Origin of the sequence: Gillisia marina (genome assembly GCF_000258765.1) — a bacterium.
Taxonomy (GTDB): domain Bacteria; phylum Bacteroidota; class Bacteroidia; order Flavobacteriales; family Flavobacteriaceae; genus Gillisia; species Gillisia marina.
Genome location: NZ_AJLT01000014.1, coordinates 37,155 through 58,801 on the forward strand (window position 1 = coordinate 37,155; position 21,647 = coordinate 58,801).

21 protein-coding genes and 3 pseudogenes are annotated in these 21,647 nt (G+C 34.3%); 9 read left to right on the forward strand and 15 right to left on the reverse strand.

Annotated elements, in window-relative coordinates:
- The first annotated feature begins 1 nt into the window (after position 1).
- The gene (locus tag ON07_RS04415; protein ID WP_010228511.1) at positions 2 to 415 is read left to right on the forward strand and encodes a DUF6691 family protein; all 414 of its coding nucleotides are present in this window, start codon (positions 2 to 4) and stop codon (positions 413 to 415) included.
- On the opposite strand, the gene ON07_RS04420 is transcribed toward ON07_RS04415, so the two are convergent.
- Positions 412 to 1,053 (reverse strand): trimeric intracellular cation channel family protein, encoded by a 642-nt coding sequence (locus ON07_RS04420; RefSeq protein WP_010228513.1) that lies wholly within the window; start codon positions 1,051 to 1,053, stop codon positions 412 to 414. The two genes, ON07_RS04415 and ON07_RS04420, sit on opposite strands and share 4 nt — an antisense overlap.
- 173 nt (positions 1,054 to 1,226) lie before the next feature.
- On the opposite strand from ON07_RS04420, the gene trxB reads away from it, so the two are divergent.
- Positions 1,227 to 2,207: a thioredoxin-disulfide reductase gene (trxB, locus tag ON07_RS04425; protein WP_010228515.1), complete on the forward strand. Its 981-nt coding sequence runs from the start codon at positions 1,227 to 1,229 to the stop codon at positions 2,205 to 2,207.
- A gap of 59 nt (positions 2,208 to 2,266) precedes the next feature.
- Here the strand turns inward: trxB and ON07_RS04430 are convergent, their stop codons facing one another.
- The 6 genes from ON07_RS04430 to ON07_RS04455 form a co-directional block, all read right to left on the reverse strand.
- Positions 2,267 to 4,654 (reverse strand): hypothetical protein, encoded by a 2,388-nt coding sequence (locus tag ON07_RS04430; RefSeq protein WP_010228517.1) that lies wholly within the window; start codon positions 4,652 to 4,654, stop codon positions 2,267 to 2,269.
- Between the two features lie 173 nt (positions 4,655 to 4,827).
- Positions 4,828 to 5,091 (reverse strand): hypothetical protein, encoded by a 264-nt coding sequence (locus tag ON07_RS04435; protein WP_010228519.1) that lies wholly within the window; start codon positions 5,089 to 5,091, stop codon positions 4,828 to 4,830.
- A 37-nt stretch (positions 5,092 to 5,128) separates the two neighbouring features.
- Positions 5,129 to 5,980, reverse strand: a complete 852-nt coding sequence (locus ON07_RS04440; protein WP_010228521.1) for a GIN domain-containing protein — start codon at positions 5,978 to 5,980, stop codon at positions 5,129 to 5,131.
- Positions 5,981 to 6,205: 225 nt separating this feature from the next.
- Positions 6,206 to 8,035 (reverse strand): PspC domain-containing protein, encoded by a 1,830-nt coding sequence (locus tag ON07_RS04445; protein ID WP_010228523.1) that lies wholly within the window; start codon positions 8,033 to 8,035, stop codon positions 6,206 to 6,208.
- On the reverse strand, positions 8,028 to 8,372 hold the full coding sequence (locus tag ON07_RS04450) for a PadR family transcriptional regulator (protein WP_010228525.1): 345 nt from the start codon (positions 8,370 to 8,372) through the stop codon (positions 8,028 to 8,030). The genes ON07_RS04445 and ON07_RS04450 overlap by 8 nt, the downstream gene beginning before the upstream one ends.
- Positions 8,369 to 8,893 (reverse strand): DUF4870 domain-containing protein, encoded by a 525-nt coding sequence (locus ON07_RS04455; RefSeq protein ID WP_010228527.1) that lies wholly within the window; start codon positions 8,891 to 8,893, stop codon positions 8,369 to 8,371. Before ON07_RS04455 ends, ON07_RS04450 begins: the two co-directional genes overlap by 4 nt.
- A gap of 145 nt (positions 8,894 to 9,038) precedes the next feature.
- On the opposite strand from ON07_RS04455, the gene ON07_RS04460 reads away from it, so the two are divergent.
- Positions 9,039 to 9,500 carry a DUF4442 domain-containing protein gene (locus tag ON07_RS04460; protein WP_010228529.1) on the forward strand — a complete coding sequence of 154 codons (462 nt, stop codon included), beginning with the start codon at positions 9,039 to 9,041 and terminating at the stop codon, positions 9,498 to 9,500.
- A 520-nt stretch (positions 9,501 to 10,020) separates the two neighbouring features.
- Here ON07_RS04460 and fumC read toward each other — a convergent pair.
- Positions 10,021 to 11,418, reverse strand: a complete 1,398-nt coding sequence (gene fumC, locus ON07_RS04465; protein ID WP_010228532.1) for a class II fumarate hydratase — start codon at positions 11,416 to 11,418, stop codon at positions 10,021 to 10,023.
- 207 nt (positions 11,419 to 11,625) lie between these two features.
- Between fumC and ON07_RS16665 the strand changes: the two genes are divergently transcribed.
- Positions 11,626 to 11,802 carry a hypothetical protein gene (locus ON07_RS16665; protein WP_010228534.1) on the forward strand — a complete coding sequence of 59 codons (177 nt, stop codon included), beginning with the start codon at positions 11,626 to 11,628 and terminating at the stop codon, positions 11,800 to 11,802.
- 120 nt (positions 11,803 to 11,922) lie between these two features.
- Here the strand turns inward: ON07_RS16665 and ON07_RS14530 are convergent, their stop codons facing one another.
- The 3 genes and pseudogenes from ON07_RS14530 to ON07_RS17675 form a co-directional block, all read right to left on the reverse strand.
- Entirely contained in the window at positions 11,923 to 13,854 is a 1,932-nt protein-coding gene (locus ON07_RS14530; RefSeq protein WP_316928084.1) for an outer membrane beta-barrel protein, read from the reverse strand.
- A gap of 20 nt (positions 13,855 to 13,874) precedes the next feature.
- Complete coding sequence (locus ON07_RS17670; protein ID WP_316928085.1) at positions 13,875 to 14,051, reverse strand: hypothetical protein; 177 nt, start codon at positions 14,049 to 14,051, stop codon at positions 13,875 to 13,877.
- Positions 14,052 to 14,108: 57 nt separating this feature from the next.
- Positions 14,109 to 14,270: pseudogene (locus tag ON07_RS17675) on the reverse strand (hypothetical protein); the annotation flags it as partial.
- On the opposite strand from ON07_RS17675, the gene ON07_RS17680 reads away from it, so the two are divergent.
- Positions 14,215 to 14,343 (forward strand): hypothetical protein, encoded by a 129-nt coding sequence (locus tag ON07_RS17680; protein WP_316928086.1) that lies wholly within the window; start codon positions 14,215 to 14,217, stop codon positions 14,341 to 14,343. The pseudogene ON07_RS17675 and the gene ON07_RS17680 overlap by 56 nt on opposite strands.
- A gap of 159 nt (positions 14,344 to 14,502) precedes the next feature.
- Here the strand turns inward: ON07_RS17680 and ON07_RS04480 are convergent, their stop codons facing one another.
- From ON07_RS04480 to prfB, 3 genes are all read right to left on the reverse strand, one after another.
- On the reverse strand, positions 14,503 to 14,880 hold the full coding sequence (locus ON07_RS04480; RefSeq protein ID WP_010228536.1) for a hypothetical protein: 378 nt from the start codon (positions 14,878 to 14,880) through the stop codon (positions 14,503 to 14,505).
- Between the two features lie 34 nt (positions 14,881 to 14,914).
- Positions 14,915 to 15,259: an arsenate reductase (glutaredoxin) gene (arsC, locus tag ON07_RS04485; protein WP_010228537.1), complete on the reverse strand. Its 345-nt coding sequence runs from the start codon at positions 15,257 to 15,259 to the stop codon at positions 14,915 to 14,917.
- A gap of 57 nt (positions 15,260 to 15,316) precedes the next feature.
- Positions 15,317 to 16,415, reverse strand: a protein-coding gene (gene prfB, locus ON07_RS04490) for a peptide chain release factor 2 (RefSeq protein ID WP_155807138.1) whose coding sequence is annotated in 2 segments (ribosomal slippage) — positions 15,317 to 16,351 and positions 16,353 to 16,415 — 1,098 coding nt in all. Because the reading frame shifts where the segments join, the coding sequence is not laid out codon by codon here.
- Between the two features lie 97 nt (positions 16,416 to 16,512).
- Between prfB and ON07_RS14535 the strand changes: the two are divergent.
- The 3 genes and pseudogenes from ON07_RS14535 to ON07_RS04505 all read left to right on the forward strand — a co-directional run bounded on the left by ON07_RS14535 (position 16,513) and on the right by ON07_RS04505 (position 20,693).
- Positions 16,513 to 18,912 (forward strand): annotated as a pseudogene (locus tag ON07_RS14535) (zinc-dependent metalloprotease).
- 138 nt (positions 18,913 to 19,050) lie between these two features.
- The gene (locus ON07_RS04500; protein WP_010228539.1) at positions 19,051 to 20,079 is read left to right on the forward strand and encodes a threonine aldolase family protein; all 1,029 of its coding nucleotides are present in this window, start codon (positions 19,051 to 19,053) and stop codon (positions 20,077 to 20,079) included.
- 98 nt (positions 20,080 to 20,177) lie between these two features.
- Positions 20,178 to 20,693: a redoxin domain-containing protein gene (locus ON07_RS04505; protein WP_010228540.1), complete on the forward strand. Its 516-nt coding sequence runs from the start codon at positions 20,178 to 20,180 to the stop codon at positions 20,691 to 20,693.
- Between the two features lie 101 nt (positions 20,694 to 20,794).
- Here ON07_RS04505 and ON07_RS04510 read toward each other — a convergent pair whose 3' ends face one another.
- A complete protein-coding gene (locus ON07_RS04510) occupies positions 20,795 to 21,118 on the reverse strand; it encodes a YbaB/EbfC family nucleoid-associated protein (protein ID WP_010228541.1) in 324 nt (107 codons plus the stop codon).
- Between the two features lie 139 nt (positions 21,119 to 21,257).
- Here ON07_RS04510 and ON07_RS04515 point away from each other — a divergent pair.
- A pseudogene (locus tag ON07_RS04515) lies at positions 21,258 to 21,647 on the forward strand (oligopeptidase B); the annotation flags it as partial.

The window sequence follows — 21,647 nt, forward strand, 5'->3', positions numbered from 1 at the left end:
AATGAGAACACTTAGTTATTTATTTATAGGAATCTTTTTTGGAATTGTAATGTATAAATCTGAAGCCGCTTCTTGGTTTAGGATCTATGAAATGTTTCAGTTTCAATCGTTTCACATGTACGGAATTATTGGATCAGCTTTAATGCTTGGAGTTCTAGGAGTACAATTGATCAAGAGAAATAATATAAAATCTTTCTTTGGAGAGCCAATTAAATTTGTTCCGAAGGATAAAGGATTTACAAGATATATTGTGGGTGGAATTATCTTCGGACTAGGTTGGGCTTTAGCCGGATCTTGTCCCGGGCCAATCTATACCTTAATAGGCGCCGGATATGTTTCTATATTGGTAGTGTTATTAGGCGCAATTCTAGGAACCTTTATTTATGGTTTGCTTCAGAAGAAATTGCCACACTAGATATTTGGTGGTTTAATATCATCTGGTTCCATAGTAAAGGAAGGAAGTGCTATTTTAAATTTCACCACAACTAGCCTAATACTAATAACGATTAGCGAAGTAACGACGTAGATAACATCATTATCTACATTTAAATTATACAAGATCACATAACCTAAGGCTCCTATCAAACAAGCGGTGGCGTAAATTTCTTTTCTAAAAATAACTGGAATTTCATTACAAAGAATATCACGTATAACACCTCCAAATGTTCCTGTTATGGCCCCAAGTGCAATAGAAATTATTGGGCTTAACCCATTACTAATACCTGCTTCCACACCGGTAATGGTAAAAACTCCTAATCCAATAGTATCAAATAGAAAGAGGGAAGTTTTTAGATGATTTATTTTATGCCGAAACACGATTGTAAGGAAAGTGACAACACTAATTAAGTAGATATAGAACGTGTTTTCCATCCACATAACTGGGTTATTTCCTATTAAAATATCTCGTACTGTCCCGCCGCCAATCGCAGTAACGAATGCAATTATAAAAATACCGAAGAGATCAAGCTTTCTGGTCATAGCTGCTAAAGCACCAGAAATAGCAAAAGCTATGGTTCCTAAAACATCGAAAGTACTAAAAAGAGATATATCCATAATTGGGCGCAAAGTTACTTTATATAATTCTATTTATTAACTGCAGCTATCAAAAGTGCCATTTATGGAGTTAGTAATTCAATTGAATTATAAACAAATAGTAAATCTTAATAACAATTCCTGTAAGTTTTTGACTAAACTCCCTACTTTTACAGGACTAAATAAATATTGAAATGTCAGATACACTAGAAAGAATAAAATGTTTAATAATAGGTTCTGGACCTGCTGGGTATACAGCAGCTATTTATGCAGCCAGAGCAGATATGAAACCAATTATGTACACTGGAATGGAACCGGGAGGGCAATTAACTACTACTACAGAAGTAGATAATTTTCCTGGATATCCAGATGGTATAGATGGACCGGCCATGATGGTGGATCTTCAAAAACAAGCAGAGCGTTTTGGTACGCAAGTAAGATTTGGAATGGTTACAGAGGTTCAGTTTAATGAAGAACCGGGTGGTATACATAAAGCATGTATCGATAATGCTACATGGGTAGAAGCAGAGTCTGTTATAATTTCTACGGGTGCAACTGCAAAATATTTAGGACTGCCTAGTGAGCAACGTTTACGTGGAGGTGGAGTTTCTGCCTGCGCCGTTTGTGACGGTTTCTTTTATAAAAATCAAGACGTTGCTATAGTTGGTGGGGGAGATACCGCTGCGGAAGAAGCTACCTACCTTGCTAATATTTGTAAAAAAGTAACGATGTTGGTTCGTAAAGATGAGATGAAAGCATCTAAAGCAATGCAACACAGAGTTACCAATACAAAAAATATTGACCTTAAATATAATACTGAAGTAGATGAGGTTATTGGAGAGCAAGTGGTTGAGGGATTAAGAATGCTGAATAACCAAACTGGTGAAAAAGAAGAAATCGCTATCACCGGATTATTTATCGCTATTGGTCACAAGCCAAATACCGATATTTTTAAAGGCCAGTTGGAGATGGATGATATGGGTTATCTAATTACTAAAGGAAAATCTACTAAGACAAATATGCCTGGTGTTTTTGCTTCCGGAGATGTTCAAGATAAAGAATATAGGCAAGCGATTACTGCCGCCGGTACCGGATGTATGGCTGCTTTAGATGCAGAGCGTTACTTAAGTTCTGTGGAAGAAATCAAAGAAAGGAAAGTAGAAGCTAATATGTAATTATAATTTATATTAAAAGTAAAAAAGCCTCAACAAATGTTGAGGCTTTTTTATTATCATTATTTTAGATTAACGTTGATGACTTTAGATATTAAAACACCCTCTGCGTTCATGCCTTCAATAAATAATTTTATATTATTTAATCCGAAATCTGGCAGTTTTACATTCATGGTATGATTAAAAGATGTTACACTGGGAACCCAATGAACAGAACCAAATTTTTTAAAAGGTTCACTTGTATAATCAGCGTATTTTGGTGAATAATATTGTTTTGGTTTTTCAAAAGCTATATTTGGAGTAAAAGTTACAAGGTTTTTAAGTTCTTCTCGATTTAAGTCTTCTAAAGTGGGACCCAAACGAGTAAACAAATATAGTACTTCATTGAACCCACCCATAGCTCCCTCATAACTTCCAAGTCTGTCAAAGTAAAAACTTTCAATTCTTGAAGTAGGTAAAGAAGTAAGTTCATCAAAATTTGGCATTCTTTGTCCGTCCAATATAAGTCTAAGACCTCCACCCCTGTAAGATCTTATAGTTATGTTTGAAATTGAAGCACTAGAAGCACCGCCTCCATAGCCTTGCAAACCTTCTCTTACATCATATCCTTTTGACCTTATGAGAGATATCATATCAGGAAAAATTCTAATCAAGTCTTCGTCTACAATAGTAACCTTACTTTCAAGATATCCAGGTAAAGTTTGTGTTCTTGGTATAATTTTTTTCTTTTTTCCAATTAACTCTACAGTATTTAATTCTATCCTATTAAAATCATTTAGAAATTTAGAAAATTCTTGATTGCTAAAATCTCTAGAGGTAAAGTCAGGATTATCTGGCCATTGTAAATCGAGATTTTCTACTTTGTATAATGGATCCACCCTCAGATATATCGGAGGCCTAGATAGCTGAAATTTTTTATCAATTAATGAAAATTTCAACTTTTCTTCTTTCTCTATATACATTCCGGACATTATAAACTCTTTCTCTCCTGGACTAAGTTTTATAGATTTCATTAAATGGTGTAGACTATTGTGAAATAAAATTTCATTTTCGTCATTAATATCTCTATTTATGGTTCCAACCAAACTTAACCCCTTTTCAAATGGGAAGTTAATTTTCTTGGATTCTTTAAAAATTTCGTTCCATTCATATTTACTCCAGCCTTGATTAAGAAGTAGCAGCTCTAAATGAAATAATTTCTCTTTTGAAAAATTCCTAAAATAATAAGCAGGGTCTTGAATAAAACCTCTTAAATGAGGTTGTAAATAAAATTGACTCACTATGCTGTTATTCAGCATACTAGCTGTTGCTTCGGGAAGTATAGAAATACTGACATTAAAATTATCTTCGATTCCTTCTATATTAAGTTTTAAAGAAATCGAATCTTTATCCTTCTTTATATTTTCCAACTGTACATCTGGTAATTTGAAGTTATAATTATTGAAAAATTTTCTTTCAGAAATCGGCGTTAAATCTTGATTGAATAGAGTTATAGTATTAACGCCTGTTGCAATGTCTGCCTTTTTTAATAAAAATGATTTAGAAAGATTTGATTTATCAAATTCTACAGAATGCATAGAAGAATTTCCATTTTTGTGAATAAGATAATATGCTTTTAACAAGCCGTTTGAATTTAAACTTTTAAGATTAGTAGAAAGTTTAAAACCGATATTTTTTTGGTCAAAATTGTTTTGAAGAATTAAGGAGATTCCTTTTGAACTAGAATCTGGCAGATCAAAAGTTTGCCTGTTCCCATCTTTAAATTCTATGACAGCATAATAGTTTTTATTGTTTTCTGGGTTAAATAAAAAAGTTCCCAAACCATGTATTTTCGTTTCGAAGGATTTTATAAAATTATCATCCTGATCAAAGATTTCTCCATTTTTAATTTCAATACCGTAACCATAATTATTTACGGACTTAACGCCTACAACGTTATTCACTCCTATAAGCATATTTCCTCCTTCTGGAAGAAATTGTACGTCGTAAGTAATCAGTGAAGGCTCGTTGGTTATAACGGTTTCGTCTAAAATTTCAATCTTTTCAAGAAATGGTTCTGATTCTTTGAAATTTCTCATCCAAGAAGTTTCAGCCTGTATATAATAATTACCAGCAGTGAAAGTAGAATCTAATTTTATGGATCCCTCTAGATAACCGCTTTTTGCTAAAAAGAGTTTACTCTCTTTCAGTTTTCCTTTTGAATCAAATAGAGTCACATAGATATTGGAGGTTTCTAGGAATGGTTTAAAATTTTGTTGATCTATTATATATCCTTTGAACCATATTTCTTCATTTTTAATAAATTCAGTCTTATTAATATGGAGATAAATTGACTCCATTGCAAATTTGTAATATTCGTCTAATAAAGATCTTATTGATTCCGGTTTTGATTGTGAACTTAGATTATGAGAAAAAGCGAATAACAGTAAAATAGTGAAAAGTTGTTTCATGAATTATCGATTTTTTAATGGAACTGAAGAATAATCAATTATTAAGCCAAAAAATTAACATTTTTAATAAAAAAACGCCTTTGAACATTTACAAAGGCGTTTTTTTATTAAAATGAATCGGTTAATTATCTCTCTTTATTTTAACTTCTCCATCATCAACTTTTACTTTAGATTCAGATCCGTCTGCTCTGTCTACTTTTTTTCTTGTACTCTCCATCGTCTTTCTTGATTTTAATTTCGTCGCCTTCGGCGGTTTCAATTTTAATCTTATCGCCATCTTCACTTATTTCTACTTTATCATCATCATTTAAATTCATTTCTTGGCGAATTGCACTTTCATCGTCCATATCATCAGTTTCATTTTTTTCATCTCTACAAGAAACCAAGGCTATAGATAGCATAGTAAAGACTAAACCATTTCTTAAAACATTTTTCATTTTATTGAAAATTAGGGGTTACTAAGATATAAACTTACTACTTTTTAAAATATAGAGGAATGCCTTTTAACTTTTTTTTAGAAAGTATTGCTTTTTGAGAAAATTCCACTAAATCTACTTCCGGAGTATTATAAAGATCTACTTCGCTTTTATCTTTTGCTGAAAGCTTTAAGGTTTTAGAAACATTTATGCTGTTTTTAGAATTCCCGGTGGTAAACACTTCAGCATTTTTAGAGGTAAGTTTTTCACCATTAAATTTAGAAGATTTTGCAGCGCTAAGGCTTAAATCGTCAATAGATCCTTTAAGTTTTGTTGAAGAATCATCCAATGCTTTCACACTTAATAAAGGAGATTTTAAAGATCCTTCCAGATCACTGGATTCTTTTAATTCAAGGGAAACATCTTCTGAAGTAATTTCTACTTCAACTTTAGCATTTCCTGAATTGTTTAATTTGAAAGAGTTTGTAGTTGCAGCAAATTTACTTTTCGATTTTCCTTTGGCAATAAATTCAAAATCGTTTAGAAATAATTCCTGAAGGGTTTCAAATTCTACCTTTCCATCTACCGTGATCTTGGTCAAGGTATCCGCAAATGTAATAGTTATCTGCTGAGATTTACTGTTGGAGATTTTTGTTGAAGGCTTAATGTAAAGTACATTATTCACCACTTCAATCTGAATGAGCTCATGCAAGTTGTCATCTGCTTCAACTTCTACCATAAAGCGACTTCCTTTTAAAAGTCCAACTTCAAATTCTCCATCCAGTTCTATAGATGTGAACGAATTGATATCAGTTTGCTCGGTGGTAACATTTCTACTTCCTTTCACACTTTTTTGCGCCTGAGAATTTAACCCAACAAAAAGAAAAGCAACGAGTATATATTTATACATTTTTTAATAAATTAAAATTCAAGCAAATATAGAAAAAGCCCCCATACTTTGGAGGCTTTATTTAGCTTGCTACGCAGGTCTTGGAACACCTGGTGAGCATGTCTATTTTTTGCTCTTGCAAAAGCTCTAGATACTGACTGTTTTCAGTTATTTTTCCTTCAGTTGGTTCTCCGGAGAAAATGGATAAAACCAAAACGATTATAAGTTTGATTAATGCTATCATGACTAGTTCTTTTTAATTTCTATTCCGTTCTCATCAATTTTTATCTTCTTCTTATTATTTTTATTTATTTGAACACCATCTGAACTAATTTTCACTTTGACGTTATCATCATCGCTATAACGGTTTGACTCCTCCCAGTTATCTGAATTCTTTTTGATTTGTACTCCATTAGAATTAATTCGAATGTTCACATTGTCATCATCATCAAAAGAATCTGACTCGTCCCAGTTATCATCACTATTCCAAGAATCGTCGCTGGAATCGAAACTTTCAATTGGGCAGGTTTCACATATAGTACCGTTTTCAATTACCTTCACAAAGTGCTCTTCTTGATTGTACTTTAAAATGCCACCGGCGTAATCTGAATATCTGTAAAAATCACCAACATTGTCATCTACAAACAGCACACTTCCCTCCGGCACATAAATGGTAACCTTAACTTCTTGATCTCTGTAGTATTCATCTAAATTGGAGGTCAGGTACGAGTCCAAGTAAAGCTTGTTACCCTCTAAATTGGTGTTGTAACTAATGCTTTTCGCTCTGTCCTTAGCATCTTTATAGTCGCTGCCGTCTGCAGTTTTAATGATTTCAATCTTACCAAGAGAATCCTTTGTAGATTTCACAACCACATTGATATCTGTGATATACATGATCTTTGTGTCATTGTCGTCATACTTTATCTCTAAACCTCTTCTTCTGGTATTAGAAGAATATTCCGGATTAGACCTCATTGCTAAATACAATGTATCCTGAGGAGTGATTGGTAATTTATCTGTAAGTACAACTTCTCCATCGAATGCTCTTAGTGTAGCTTGTTTAACTCCTAAAAATGCTAGTCCAAACACAGATAATAACCAGATTCCCAGTAATACCAATTTTGCAAGCGTTCCAATAGATTTTAATTTTCTCACCATTATTTTCAATCCTAAGATGAAAAGGAAGAAAAATGGGATTCCAACGGCAAAGAATGTAAGTAAAGAGATTACCCAAATTGGTGCACCAATGGCAGCCATTTCAATATAATCTGTCCAAGGCGCTTCTACAATTCCAAAAGTCCCAACAGTGAATAGGCCTATGAATAAAGCTATAAGTGTAGATCCTGCAATTAGCAGAATTAACAAACCTATAAATTTCACAAAAATGTTTAGGATGGCAAGAACGGCAGAGCTAATACCTGTAGCAGCAGAACTGGCTCCAGATTTCACTTGTCTACCATATTTGTCAAAATCTGCATTTCTAACTTTCCCTGCAACATCATCAAAACCCTCTTTGATCTTACGTTCTATATTGGAGATATTAACCTCTTCTCCACGCATGGAAAGTTTATCTGCTGTAGTTTTAGCTTCAGGAACAAAGATCCAAAGTGCTATGTAAATAAGTACAAATGCTCCACTGGATGCGATGGTTAAAATAACCCATAATAAACGTACCCAAAGGGCTTGTATACCTAAATAGTGACCTAATCCGGATGATACCCCACCTACATAGGAGTTTTCGGGATCTCTAAAAAGTTGTTTTCCGGTAGTAGAAGATTTAGCATACGTTGGTTCGTCTTCAAAGATTTCGTCGTCTAACATATAATCTTCTGGCTGTCCCATTGTAGCGATTACAGCTTCCACTTCGGTATTTCCTATTACCTGCTTTTTATCTTTAATTTTCTCATTAAAAAGTTCAGCAATACGAGCTTCAATATCAGCAATTATCTCTTCCTTGCCTTGCGTATTTGTAAGTGAGCGTTTAATAGCCTCTAGATAATGCTGTAATTTAGCGTATGCATCTTCATCAATATGAAAGAAAATGCCGGCAAGGTTTATATTTACTGTCTTATTCATGATTCTTGTTTTTTTGAGTGGTTACAATGGTTACAGCGGTTTGAAGTTCATCCCAGGTATGGGTAAGTTCAGTTAAAAATAATTGGCCCGTATCTGTTAAGCCATAATACTTTCTTGGTGGTCCACTGGTAGATTCTTCCCAGCGATAGCTTAGTAAACCAGCATTTTTAAGTCTGGTAAGCAAAGGATAAATTGTTCCTTCCACCACTAATAATTTTGCGTCTTTAAGGGTGTCTAATATCTCTGCCACATAGGCATCGTTATCTCGCAACACCGATAGAATGCAATACTCCAGCACTCCTTTACGCATTTGTGCTTTGGTGTTTTCAATCTTCATAGCGTTTGGTTTTGAATGTTGTTAAACTGTTCATTTTTTGATTGATGGTCACCAACCTGAGTTGGCTTGATGAAATTGATAGTTAAAGGGTATTTATATAATTGTCCCTCACTTGCTTTGATGGTAGCAAGAATAACGGCAACAATATCTAGAATAAATAAGCCCAGTAATAAAAGGCCCATAATTGTAGCGAAAACAAATAGAGAAATTAAATTTCTTGGATGCCCTGTACTTATAAAATCTTCAGAAATAATAAACGGGTCGTTTAAATTAAAATGAACTCCCCAAAAAATAACTCCTGCTAATGCAATACATACCAATAGTATAAAATAGAGGAACATACTAATTTGAAAATTTAAGGCTTGTTTTCCATGATGATCCACAAATGGATCTTTCTGTTTTGCATTCCAAAATATTAATGGAAGGATAAAATTCCCTAACGGAATAAAATACTTGCTAAACGTAGAGAGATGAATAAAAGCTGCTACTGTTTTGTCTGGATTTGATGATGTGGTTTCCATAATTGATTGATTTTCTTATACAAATATATATCTTTAAGATGGTATTATGCAAAACAAAGTACTGTATTGATATTAAATTTAAGAAAATTTTAACATTTAGAGGTTAATTATATTTTAAATACTTTTATAAAAAATTAGACCCATAATGAAAATGACTCCCGGAAAACTGAATACATTTTTAATGCTGAAATTACCAAGCGCATGGCTGTGTGGGGTGAGGGTAAAGAATATTAACCAAGAAAGCTGTACTGTAAAAGTTCGTCATAAATGGATCAATCAAAATCCGTTTAACTCGATGTATTTTGCAGTTCAAGCTATGGCTGCGGAATTGAGTACCGGAGCAATGGTTATTGGTCAGATAAAAGATAGCGGACAAAAAATTTCAATGTTAGTGGCACAAAACAAAGCCAGTTTTACTAAAAAGGCGACCGGAAAACTAGAATTTACCTGTAATGATGGGCATTTAATTTCTGAAGCAATTCAACAAACCATTAAAACGGGAGAAGGCCAAACCTTTTGGATGAAATCTGTAGGTTTAAATGAAGAAGGGATTGCAGTATCTACCTTTAAGTTTGAATGGACAGTTCGGTTAAAGCAGAAAAAGTAAGTCAAAAGTGAATTTCTCAGTTTTCAAAAATCTTTTAGAAAGAAATTCTTCTATTCTTTTAAATAGCTTAAAACCTGAGGCAAATTTATCACAATGAAAATGATATAATTAACCGATAGGTATTATAATAAATTTTTTTTAAGTAAGGAATCTTTCCTTAATTTTGACGCATTTGAAAATGTTTATCACTCTACTTGTAATCTATTATTTTTAGTAAGGTTTATTTTTATGTCTAATCAAGAAATTCAATAGGATTAAACTTCCAATAAATATAAGATGCTAAGCTAATAGCTTGTCGAAATGTACTCTAATTTTTAAAGTGGCTTCGACATATCGATGCTTCGAGACCCTGCCATTTGGTTTTAGGTGTCATTCTGAAAGAAGCGCAGCGGATGGAAGAATCTCAGGTTTGAAATAGGATAACCATTTTCTTAGATTTCTCCTGCGTCGGAATGACAAATAAATATAAAAAGCCACCTCTTTCAAGGCGGCTTTTTTAAGGAAGTATAGAGAATTTAAATTATTTTAATCCTCCAACCATATCTTTTGGTTTCACCCATTCGTCAAACTCTTCCTCAGTAACATATCCTAGATTCACAGCTTCCTGTTTTAAGGTAGTTCCGTTAGCATGCGCAGTATTTGCTATTTCAGCAGCTTTATAGTATCCAATTTTGGTATTTAAAGCAGTAACTAACATCAACGAATTATCTAAAAGTTCTTTGATTCTTTTTTTATTAGGTTCAATTCCCTTAGCACAATGCTCATCGAAAGAAGTACAAGCATCTCCAATAAGTAGCGCACTCTGTAAGAAGTTAGCAGCCATTACCGGTTTAAAGACATTCAATTCAAACTGGCCTTGCATTCCACCAACACTTATAGCAACATCGTTCCCCATTACTTGTGCACAAACCATAGTTAATGCTTCACATTGTGTAGGATTTACTTTTCCGGGCATAATAGAAGAACCAGGCTCATTTGCTGGAATACTTATTTCTCCAATTCCACTTCTTGGACCGGAAGAAAGCATTCTTATATCATTAGCAATTTTGTTTAAAGAAACTGCCAATTGTTTTAAAGCGCCATGAGATTCTACAAAAGCGTCATGTGCAGCTAAAGCTTCAAACTTATTTGGAGCCGATACAAATGGAAGGCCGGTGAACTTTGCAATAAATTCTGCTACACGTTTAGAATAACCTTTTGGAGTGTTTAAACCTGTTCCTACTGCAGTTCCCCCTAGAGCCAATTCAGATAAGTGGGGTAATGTGTTTTCTAAAGCCTTAATTCCGTGATCCAATTGCGCTACATAACCACCAAATTCTTGGCCTAAGGTTAGGGGAGTGGCATCCATAAAATGGGTTCTACCAATTTTAACCACATCCTTAAATTCCTCCGATTTCTTTTTAAGCGTATTTCTTAATTTCACAACTCCGGGTAAAGTAACTTCTATCACTTTTTTATATGCCGCAATGTGCATTCCGGTTGGAAATGTATCGTTAGAAGATTGAGATTTATTTACATCGTCGTTTGGTTGAAGGGTTTTTTCTCCCTCTCCAATAACTTTCCCAGCCAATTGATGTGCGCGATTAGCAATGACCTCATTTAAATTCATATTGCTCTGAGTCCCGCTTCCGGTTTGCCATATTACTAAAGGAAATTGATCATCATGTTTTCCGGCTAAAATCTCCTCGCATACTTGTGCGATATAATCTCTTTTCTCTACAGGTAGAGCTCCAAGTTCACAATTTGTAAATGCAGCGGCCTTTTTTAAATAAGCAAATCCGTACACGATTTCTAACGGCATACTTCCTGGGGCGCCAATTTTAAAATTATTTTTAGAACGTTCAGTTTGCGCTCCCCATAACTTATCTGAAGGAACTTTAACTTCCCCCATAGTGTCTTTCTCTATTCTGTAGTCCATAATTTTTTTTCGATTAGGTTACAAATTTACAGTTTCAAGATTTTTATTTCTTTAATTTTTATACAAATTTTTAAGTTTTTATAACGAATAATCTATTTTGGAGTGATTTATCAATCATTTGATTTTTATGCTAAAAAATCAAATTTTATTTGGCAAAACGCTGTAAGACTCCCTATCTTTGCTTCGATTTAAAAATCTCTAGAAAATATGTTTGAATTTGATCAATATTTAGGCTTCTTAGCATTTTTAGTTATTTTAACCATGGGATTTTGGTTAATGATATTTTTAGTGGCTTTTCTTCCTTATTGGATTGGAGGTTCGGTTACTGAGCTTTTAAAAGAAATGCGAGCAAAAAAGAAAAAAGAGAAAGAGTTAAAAGCTTAGTATTTAGCTTTTGCTTTTAATTATATAAGATTCCGTAGCGATTGCTACTGTATCTTTTTATCATAAACAAATAAAGGTTGCCAATTACGGCAACCTTTATTTGTTTATAGATTTTAGATATTATCCTTCAAAATCTCCTCCATCGTCACCACCGTTATTTTCTCTTCTTCGTTGTTGATTTTTCTTCTGGTTAAATCTATATGTCAAAGATAAAGTGATTTGCCTTTGTCTCCATTGAAATTCGCTTTCCTGAATAAATCGGTCTGTAGTTGTAACTGAAGAACGTTTTCTGGTATTTAAAAGATCACGTGCATTTAATGAAAGCGTAGCGTTGTCCTTAAATATATCTTTACTAAGAGCAACATCCAAACTAAAAATTCCATCAGATTTTGTTTGTGAGTTTTCTGAAGGACCAAAATAGAAAGCATTGGTTTGCCATTCAATTTTTGCAGGAAGCGTGACTTTGGAACTAAATCTAGTGAAAAAACTTTCATTTTTTGAACCAAAATCTGTCCCATTGAATTCTCCTTCTTTTTTAAATTGAAAAAAGTTGATGCTTCCGTTAAGTCGTAACCATTTTGCGGGATTATAAAGAATCCCAGCCTCTGCACCAATACGTTCATTAGTTCCTAAATTAATAGGAATCGTTCTAATAATCTCGATTCCATCAATAAATTCTCCGGTACCTTGTTGCACTCTTTCAAATGCATCAGTTTCATATTGATAATAGATAGAAGATGTAAGTGTTACTTTTTTCCATCTTTTCAAATATCCTAGATCGAAAGCACTGGAGTAGGCGGGAGCTAGGTTAGGATTCCCTTGAAAAACATTGGTTCTACTAGATCTAGATGGGAACGGATTTATAAACCAACCTCTAGGCCTATTGATCCTTCTATTATAACCAAGCGTAATATTCTCTGTTTCTGCAATCTCATAAATCAGGTTTACAGTAGGAAAAAGTCCCAAGTAGTTATTATCAAAATCAGTGTTTATTGGAAAGCCGAAGGATTGTCTGATTTCTTCATCTGTAAGCTCTGAATCTATATTTCCTTTTAATTGTGTGTTCTCCAGTCTAAGTCCTAAAAGGAAAGAGAAGTCACCAAACTTTGTCCCATACTGTGTGTAAACGGCATTTACATTTTCGGTATAATCAAAAATATTTGTTAGCGTATCATTAACCAATAGCTGAAGGCTTTCCGGATCTTGTTGTCTTAGTGTATAATCTGTAACTTCATTTTCGAAATTTCCACGATAACCCGCTTCAAATTGAGAATCTTCCCCAATTGGACGTACATAATCTACTTGAATAAGAAATTCATTCTGCTTTTCAATGGAGTTAGTTTCTTCATCTGCCAAAAATCCTATTTCTTGCGAAGGGTCTCTAAATAGAATGTCTTCAGTAATCAGTGAAGGTTGTTTTTCTTTGTCATATTCATATTGAAAATCGGCAGTAAGCTTATGTCCTTTTTCATCAAATTTGTTAACGTAGTTTAAAGCAAATTGGTAACTGTTGTCATCTTCAGATTCCAACTCCTGTCTAAGGGTTTGTACTGCTAAATCACCATCTATAAACCTGTCAGTAATATTTTTAGTAACATCACTATTATTACCAAGTCTATAAAAAGCACTTGCAGTAATAGAAGACATATCTGTTATATAATATTCTAAACCCAGATTTGTATTAAAACCTCTTCTCAATCTATCGTAATCTCTGTTTTCTATAACCCGGTCAAAAGTTCCATTAAAATATCGGGTATCAAAAAAGGCATTACCAGGCCCGTTACTATAATTGAATCCTGTAGTATTAAAAAGGTTGAATTTGTCTTTTCTCAAATTCGCATTTACGCTAATGCCGTAATTTTCAGGATCACCAACATTGGCTGTTAGAGAGCCATTAAAACCGAGCGTTTTATCTTTTCTTAAAATAATATTTATAATACCTGCGGTACCTTCGGCATCATATCGGGCAGAAGGAGAAGTGATTACTTCCACACGATCTATTGCATCTGCAGGAAGTTGTCCTAACACGTTGGTAGAACCAAAACCAGCCAACGCAGAAGGTTTACCGTTAATTAATACACGTACATTTTCATTACCTCTAAGCTAATTGCGCCCTCAACATCTACAGATACAGATGGTACATTACTTAACGCATCACTTACAGTACCTCCTTTTGTGGTGAGATCTTTCCCAATGTTATAGATTTTTTTATCTAGGCGTACTTCTACTTGAGTAGTTTCGGCTCGCACAACTACTTCATCTAAACTGGAAGAACTTATACCTAATTTGATAGTTCCGAGATCCAGATCTTCCTCTACTTTTTTATTATTAAAGTTTTTTGAAGTGTAGGAAATGAATTCTACGGTAATATTATAAACACCGGGAGGAACTTTTATAGAGAATTCCCCATTGATGTCTGTAACACCACCATCTAAAAACTTAGGATCATTAGGTCTTGTAATTGCTATTGTGGCATATTCTAAAGGAACGTTTAATGCATCATCTAGAACTTTACCGGAAATTGTATATTGTTTAGATTGAGAGTAGCCCGAATAAGAGCCGGAGATAAAAAAAAATCAGCAGTAAGCTGAAAACTAGGATTTTTCTGAAGGTCATAATAAACTTTTGTTGTTAGACCCACAGGATGTAAGAAGGTTTAAGTGATCTTTGTTAAAAATCCCTTAAACCTTAAAAATAATTTTATGCATCCATCAGCTCATTAGGAATTTTTCTATTAATTCCCACATACGCAATGAACTGAGCATTGGTTAAAAATTTCTTTAATTTTTTATGTTCCCTCTGCTGAGTAGCCTGAAGATCTCTAATTATAAATTTTTGAGATCTTTTTGAGTTTATGATCTCATTCTTCAGAATTGTAAATTCTATAATTGTAGCTTCCAGTTTTTTGGTTTGTTCTGGCGTAAGACCTAATTTCTCATTCCACTCTGAAGCGATTTCTGAAGCGATTTCTTTGATCTCTTTAGAATTTTTATTGTGTAAATATACCTGCGTAAAAACAAAGCCTCCGACCAAAATAGTCGATAGACCTAGTAGTTGAATTCTATTTCTAAGTTTCATATTCACCATTTTTAAAAGTTGTTTAGAATCCTAATTAGGATAACAAGTCATTTATTTTTGAAGAAGGCCTTCCAACCACTGCTGTTTCCTCATCTTCTACAATTGGCCTTTCAATTAATTTAGGATATTTTATCAATGCCGACATAATATCCTCACTGCTTAATTCCTTATGCTTAAATTCTTTTTTCCAAATTTCCTCATTAGCTCTCACTAAATCTTTTGGAGACATCCCAAGTTTTTTAATCAACTTCTCCAATTCTTCTTCAGATAAAGGAGTTTTTAAATATTCCCTAACATAGAAATCTTTTCCTGAATTTTGAACTAATGCTAATCCTTCTCGAGATTTACTGCATCTAGGGTTGTGGTAAACTGTAATCATTATTTAAAATTAAAATACGGAATTAATATTAATTTTTCAACATTAGTAGGCTTTATATCAATCTTCATGCCGTTGACCCATCATCATGAGATAAGCCTTTAAAAACGGATCTAGCGCACCATCCATAACCGCATCAACATTTCCTGTCTCTTCAGCAGTTCGCACATCTTTAACCAATTTATAAGGATGCATTACGTAATTTCTTATTTGCGACCCCCATTCTATTTTCATCTTAGAATCTTCAATTTCTCTACGCTGTGCTTGCTGTTTCTGAAGTTCGATCTCATAAAGCTGACTTTTAAGCAACTGCATAGCCTTTGTTTTGTTCTCCAGTTGTGAACGAGTTTCAGAATTTTCTATAACAATTCCGGTGGGTGCGTGGCGCAACCTAACGGCCGTTTCTACTTTGTTTACGTTTTGACCACCCGCTCCGGAAGAACGCATTGTTTCCCAAGAGATTTCCGAAGGATTCACATCTATTTCTATACTATCGTCTACAAGCGGATACACATATACCGAGGCAAAAGAAGTATGTCTTTTGGCATTGCTATCAAAGGGAGAAATACGTACTAATCTATGCACCCCATTTTCACCTTTTAGCCATCCAAAGGCATATTCCCCTTCAATTTCTATAGTAACGGTTTTTATTCCGGCGCTTTCCCCACTTTGGTAGTTAAGTTCCTTAAGTTTAAAACCTTTAGATTCTGCCCAACGCAGGTACATTCTCATGAGCATTTCTGCCCAGTCGCAACTCTCTGTACCACCGGCACCGGCAGTAATTTGTAGCACTGCGCTTAAACTATCACCTTCATCAGAAAGCATGTTTTTAAACTCAAGATCTTCAATTAATCCAAGCGCCTTTTCATACCGATTTTTTACATCTTCTTCAGTGGCTTCGTTTTCCTTAAAGAACTCGTAAATAACCTCGAGATCTTCAACAAGTGTTTCGCCCGCTAAATAATCGTCTACCCATTTCTTTTCAGCGTTAAGATCACGCATTAGGGTTTCGGCTTTTTTAGGGTCATCCCAAAAATCTGGAGCGTATGTTTTCTCCTCTAAATTGGAGATTTCTATCTGTTTGGCATCAACGTCAAAGATACCTCCTTAACGCTACCAGGCGATCTTTAAGATCTTTTATATGTTCTGAATTGATCATATCTGTTATTAATTTCAGTAAAAATAGAATTAAACACAGGTTCTTAAAACTATTTTACATTTATTTTATAGTTTTAGACAACTTTTAATATCACTCTATGAAGCCATTTTTAACTATTGTTCTGTTCCTCAGTATCACAACCACTTTTTATAGTCAAAATTCCTCGCAAGAAGAAAATCTTCAAAAATATAAAGGCTTTTTCAATTTTGAATATTCTGAGAAGGAGGATAAAATCTTTTTGGAAGTTAAAGATCTTGATACAGATTTTTTATATATCCATTCCCTTTCTACAGGAATTGGATCTAATGATGTTGGACTGGATAGAGGACAGTTAGGAAATGAAGCTGTTGTGAAATTCATCAAGGCAGGAAAAAAAATTGCTTTTAATTCAGCCAAATCTAAAATACAGAGCAATCACAGATAATGCTTTAGAGAAAAAGAGCGTGGAGGAAGCATTTGCAACTTCAGTATTATATGGCTTCGAAATTAAGGAGAAAAAGGGTGATACGTATATAATAGATTTTACACCATTCCTAATGGAGGATGCTCATGGAGTTGCATCCAGACTGAAGCAGGGAAAGCACGGGAATTTTAGTTTGAACTCATCCAAGAATGCACTTTCTTTAGATAGAACCAAAGCTTTTCCCGAAAATGTTGAATTTGAAGCTTTATTGACTTTTGATGGAGAAGCTACTAGCCAGACCCTTAAAAATGTGTTGCCTAATAATAGTTCTATCACAGTAACTCAGCATCATTCTTTTGTGAAACTGCCGGATGATAATTATAAAAAGCGAGTTTTCGATCCCAGAAGTGGAGCTATCTATATTTCTTATTTAGATTATTCCACCCCTGTTTTTGAACCTATAGAAAAGCGATATATCACCAGGCACCGATTAGAAAAGAAAGATCCTAACAAAGAAGTTAGTGAAGCAGTAGAACCGATTATATATTATCTGGATCCAGGAACTCCAGAACCAGTAAAATCTGCACTTTTGGATGGTGCGAGATGGTGGAATGAAGCTTATGAAGCAATTGGATATAAAAATGCATTTCAAGTGAAGATGTTGCCGGAAGGAGCAGATTTACTTGATGTACGGTACAATGTAATACAATGGGTACATAGATCTACCAGAGGCTGGAGCTACGGAGCTAGTGTTATAGACCGAGAACAGGGGAGATCATTAAAGGTCATGTTAGTTTAGGGAGCTTAAGAATTCGTCAGGATTTCCTAATCGCACAAGCTTTGCTGAATAAGCCATTTGCTGAAGGAGACGAAAACCACTCGCAAATGATGGAAATGGCAATTGCCAGAATTCGCCAGTTATCTGCTCATGAAGTAGGGCACACAATAGGGTTTACACATAACTTTGCAGCGAGCAGTAATGAAAATGCTTCGGTTATGGATTATCCGCATCCACAATTCAAAATTGAAAATGATGAAATTGTAGTAGCTGATGCTTATAGTTCTGGGATTGGAGCTTGGGATAAGATTACTGTAAAGTATTCATATGCCGATATTCCTTCTGAAATGCAAGAAAAGGATTTTTTAAATTCAGTGATAGCAGAAGCTGATGATCAAGAACTTCGTTTTATAACCGATAGTGACGCAAGAGCTTCTGGAGGTGCTAACGCATTTGGGCATTTATGGGATAATGGAAGCTCTCCAGCTGAAGGTTTAAAAGATCTGTTAGAAATAAGAAAGAAAGCAATCTCCAATTTTTCGATAGATAATATTAGAACAGGAGAATCTTATTCTACCTTAGAAGATGTATTTGTCCCGTTATATTTTATGCACAGATATCAAACCGAAGCCGTTTCGAAAGTTATTGGCGGTCTGGATTATACGTATGCTGTAAAAAGAGAGCAGCAAAACCCAGTTAAGACTGCCTCTGTACAAGATCAAAAAGATGCACTTTCTGTCTACTTAAAGACATTGGATGCTGAAGTGTTAGCCATCCCAAAAAATAAGTTGGAATTGTTCCCTCCAAGAGCGTATGGATTTGGAAGAAGCAGAGAGTCCTTTAAAAGCAACACGGGAGTTGTTTTCGATGCCATTGGAGCTGCGGGAACTGCTAGTAATCTTAGCTTGCAATATTTGCTTCATCCAGAAAGAGCTGCCAGACTAATTCAGCAAAAAGCCTTAGATAATTCACAATTAAGTTTAGATGAGCTATTATCGGGGTTAATTAATTCGACTCTAAAAAAGACTTTTAAAGATCCATATTTACAACAAATACAAAACACCATAAATTATAATGTATTACAGCATCTGTTTAATTTGGCTGCACATAAGAACGCTATTCATCAAGTAAAAGCTATTACCAACTCGACAATTACTTCTTTGGAAGCTTGGTTAGAGTCCAATTCAAATAATGAAGTGTTTAGATCGCAGCTTTTATTAGAAATAAAACAATTTAAAGAACACCCAGAATTGTTTAAACCAATGGTTCAGGCGCCAAAAATTCCTGATGGCTCTCCTATTGGAAGTTTTGATTAGAAATTTTCAGATTTTTTTGTCACGTTTAACGAGTTTCAGTATCCCAATGTGTAAGGAGGAGACCCTGAAACAAGTTCAGACAGGATAAAAGCAGATATATGAATAAGTAAATTGTATAAAAAATTCAGAAAAAAATATATGAAAGAAATAGATCTACGTAGCGATACCGTTACGCGTCCTACAAAAGAGATGCTACAAGCTATCATTTCAGCAAAAGTAGGAGACGATGTGTATAAAGAAGATCCATCTGTAAATGAGTTGGAAGAGAAATTAGCCGATATGTTTGGAATGGATGAAGCTTTATTTTTCCCGACTGGAAGTATGGCGAATCAAGCGGCTATTAAGTTGCATACGCAACCAGCCGAGCAATTAATTTGCGATAAATGGGCACATGTATTTAATTATGAAGGAGGAGGAGTTTCCTTTAACAGTGGCGTCTCTTGTAAATTGGTAGATGGAGATCGAGGAATGATCACTGCAATACAAGTAGAAGAGAATATCAATCCGCCAGATTTTTACCATAGTCCGTTAACGAGTTTGGTTTGTTTGGAAAATACCACAAATAAAGGGGGAGGAGCATGTTACGATCTGGAAGAGATCAAAAAGATTCGAAAGGTTTGTAATACAAACGGTTTAGGATTGCATCTAGATGGAGCACGTTTATTCAACGCCCTGGTGGCTAAGGGAGAATCTCCAAAGGACTATGGAAAGTTATTCGATACAATTTCTGTTTGTCTTTCTAAAGGTTTAGGAACTCCAATGGGTTCTGTGCTGATTGGAAATTCAGATCTCATGAAAAATGCCATTCGTGTTAGAAAAGTTTTAGGTGGCGGAATGCGACAAGTTGGATTTATGGCAGCTGCAGGAATCTATGCATTAGATAATCATGTAGAAAGACTAGCCGAGGACCATAAAAGAGCAAAGGAAATAGGAAATACTTTAGCTGGTTTGCCTTATGTATTGAAGGTAGAAGCTGTGGAAACCAACATCGCGATCTTTTATTTAAAGGATGCTTCCAACGAGGAAAGCTTTATGAAACAACTTCAGAAGGAAAATATTAGAATAAGCAATATGGGGCAAGGGAAGCTTAGAATTGTAACTCATTTGGATTATACTGAAGAGCTTCACCAGCGATTTTTAAATGTCCTGAAAAACATTCAGTTATAAAAATATTTTAAAAGCTTAACAGAAGATTATAAGCCGAGAGTACTATAAAACCTCATATTTTATATAATTTTCCGAAAATATTAAAATTAGCCAGAAATATGAAGAATGTATTACCAAGAAAAGAAGTTCCAGAACTTATTGTAGATACGGTAAACGGGATGACGTGGAATCTTCGCGATCAACAACCTCAGAATTTTACGTTGGTTGTTTTCTATAGAGGTTTGCACTGTCCGGTATGTAAATCTTATTTAGAAGAATTAAATTCTAAAATAGATAGCTTTAGGGATAAAGGTGTAAATGTAATTTGTATAAGTTCTAACACGAGTTCGCTTGCTGAAAAAACAGCAACAAAATGGGATATTGAAAAACTGACTTTAGGTTATGAATTTTCTATTGAAGATGCAAGAAAATGGGATCTATATGTTTCTGAAGGCATCAATGAAAATGAACCGGAAAGTTTCTTTGAGCCTGGATTGTTCTTAATAAGGCCAGATAATACATTGTATGCAGCTTCTATACAAAGTATGCCGTTTGCAAGACCAAAATTCGACGAACTTTTAAAATCCATTCGATTTGTGTTGAATGAAAAGTATCCTGCTAGAGGAGAAGCTTAATAGTTCTATCAGTAATATAAAAAAGGAGCCAAATAGAAAATAAATTTATTTTCTGCTTGGCTCCTTTTAGTTTTATGCAATTAGACTTTAGCAGAAGTCTTTTATTTAAACATATCTAAACCTGGAATATCCGGCATTCCGTCTTTAGCAACGGCAGCAAGTTCAGCTTCATTGATTTCTGATGCTTTGGTAATTGCTTTATTTAAAGTTAAAACCAAGTAATCCTCTAATTGCTCTTTATCTTCCAACAGCTCATCTGCAATAGAGATATTTCTAATTTCTCTTGTTGCCGTAATAGTTACTTTTAAAAGGCCATCGCTAGATTGCTCATCTATTAATACCGTTTTAAGTCGCTCTTTAGTAGCTTCAACTTTCTCTTGGGTTTCTTTGATTTTATTCATCATCCCCATCATATCTCCAAACATAGTTTTCGTTTTAAAATTATTAAATACAAATTTATTAATTTACACTTCGATATAATACTAAAAATGAAAAGACTCTTACTTTTTTTTATTAGGAAGCCTTACCTTTGTAAATTCTAATACATTAGCACAAAATCACCCTATATTGAAAACTGAAATTTATCCTCCAAAGGCTAAAAAGATTGCCAAAGAATTAAAAGCTCATAATAAGGTAAGAATAGACGATTACTACTGGATGAACGATAGAGAGAACCCGGAAGTAATTAGTTACCTCGAACAGGAAAATGAATATAATGAGCAAATGACTGCACATACCAAGCAGTTTCAGGAGGATCTTTTTGCAGAAATGAAAGCTAGAATTAAAGAGGATGATTCATCTGTTCCTTATAAATTGAATGGATATTGGTATTTAACACGCTTCGAAAAAGGAAAAGACTACCCAATATATTCCAGAAAAAAAGAAAGTTTAGATGCACCAGAGGAGATTTTATTCGATGTGAATAAAATGGCTGAAGGCCACGAATATTACAGC

What these genes read in the sequence shown, in the direction of transcription:
- ON07_RS04415 (WP_010228511.1), top strand. Translation starts at nt 2, where the DNA reads ATGAGAACACTTAGTTATTTATTTATAGGAATCTTTTTTGGAATTGTA.
- ON07_RS04420 (WP_010228513.1), bottom strand. Translation starts at nt 1,053, where the DNA reads ATGGATATATCTCTTTTTAGTACTTTCGATGTTTTAGGAACCATAGCT.
- trxB (WP_010228515.1), top strand. Translation starts at nt 1,227, where the DNA reads ATGTCAGATACACTAGAAAGAATAAAATGTTTAATAATAGGTTCTGGA.
- ON07_RS04430 (WP_010228517.1), bottom strand. Translation starts at nt 4,654, where the DNA reads ATGAAACAACTTTTCACTATTTTACTGTTATTCGCTTTTTCTCATAAT.
- ON07_RS04435 (WP_010228519.1), bottom strand. Translation starts at nt 5,091, where the DNA reads ATGAAAAATGTTTTAAGAAATGGTTTAGTCTTTACTATGCTATCTATA.
- ON07_RS04440 (WP_010228521.1), bottom strand. Translation starts at nt 5,980, where the DNA reads ATGTATAAATATATACTCGTTGCTTTTCTTTTTGTTGGGTTAAATTCT.
- ON07_RS04445 (WP_010228523.1), bottom strand. Translation starts at nt 8,035, where the DNA reads ATGAATAAGACAGTAAATATAAACCTTGCCGGCATTTTCTTTCATATT.
- ON07_RS04450 (WP_010228525.1), bottom strand. Translation starts at nt 8,372, where the DNA reads ATGAAGATTGAAAACACCAAAGCACAAATGCGTAAAGGAGTGCTGGAG.
- ON07_RS04455 (WP_010228527.1), bottom strand. Translation starts at nt 8,893, where the DNA reads ATGGAAACCACATCATCAAATCCAGACAAAACAGTAGCAGCTTTTATT.
- ON07_RS04460 (WP_010228529.1), top strand. Translation starts at nt 9,039, where the DNA reads ATGAAAATGACTCCCGGAAAACTGAATACATTTTTAATGCTGAAATTA.
- fumC (WP_010228532.1), bottom strand. Translation starts at nt 11,418, where the DNA reads ATGGACTACAGAATAGAGAAAGACACTATGGGGGAAGTTAAAGTTCCT.
- ON07_RS16665 (WP_010228534.1), top strand. Translation starts at nt 11,626, where the DNA reads ATGTTTGAATTTGATCAATATTTAGGCTTCTTAGCATTTTTAGTTATT.
- ON07_RS17680 (WP_316928086.1), top strand. Translation starts at nt 14,215, where the DNA reads ATGTCTGTAACACCACCATCTAAAAACTTAGGATCATTAGGTCTTGTA.
- ON07_RS04480 (WP_010228536.1), bottom strand. Translation starts at nt 14,880, where the DNA reads ATGAAACTTAGAAATAGAATTCAACTACTAGGTCTATCGACTATTTTG.
- arsC (WP_010228537.1), bottom strand. Translation starts at nt 15,259, where the DNA reads ATGATTACAGTTTACCACAACCCTAGATGCAGTAAATCTCGAGAAGGA.
- ON07_RS04500 (WP_010228539.1), top strand. Translation starts at nt 19,051, where the DNA reads ATGAAAGAAATAGATCTACGTAGCGATACCGTTACGCGTCCTACAAAA.
- ON07_RS04505 (WP_010228540.1), top strand. Translation starts at nt 20,178, where the DNA reads ATGAAGAATGTATTACCAAGAAAAGAAGTTCCAGAACTTATTGTAGAT.
- ON07_RS04510 (WP_010228541.1), bottom strand. Translation starts at nt 21,118, where the DNA reads ATGTTTGGAGATATGATGGGGATGATGAATAAAATCAAAGAAACCCAA.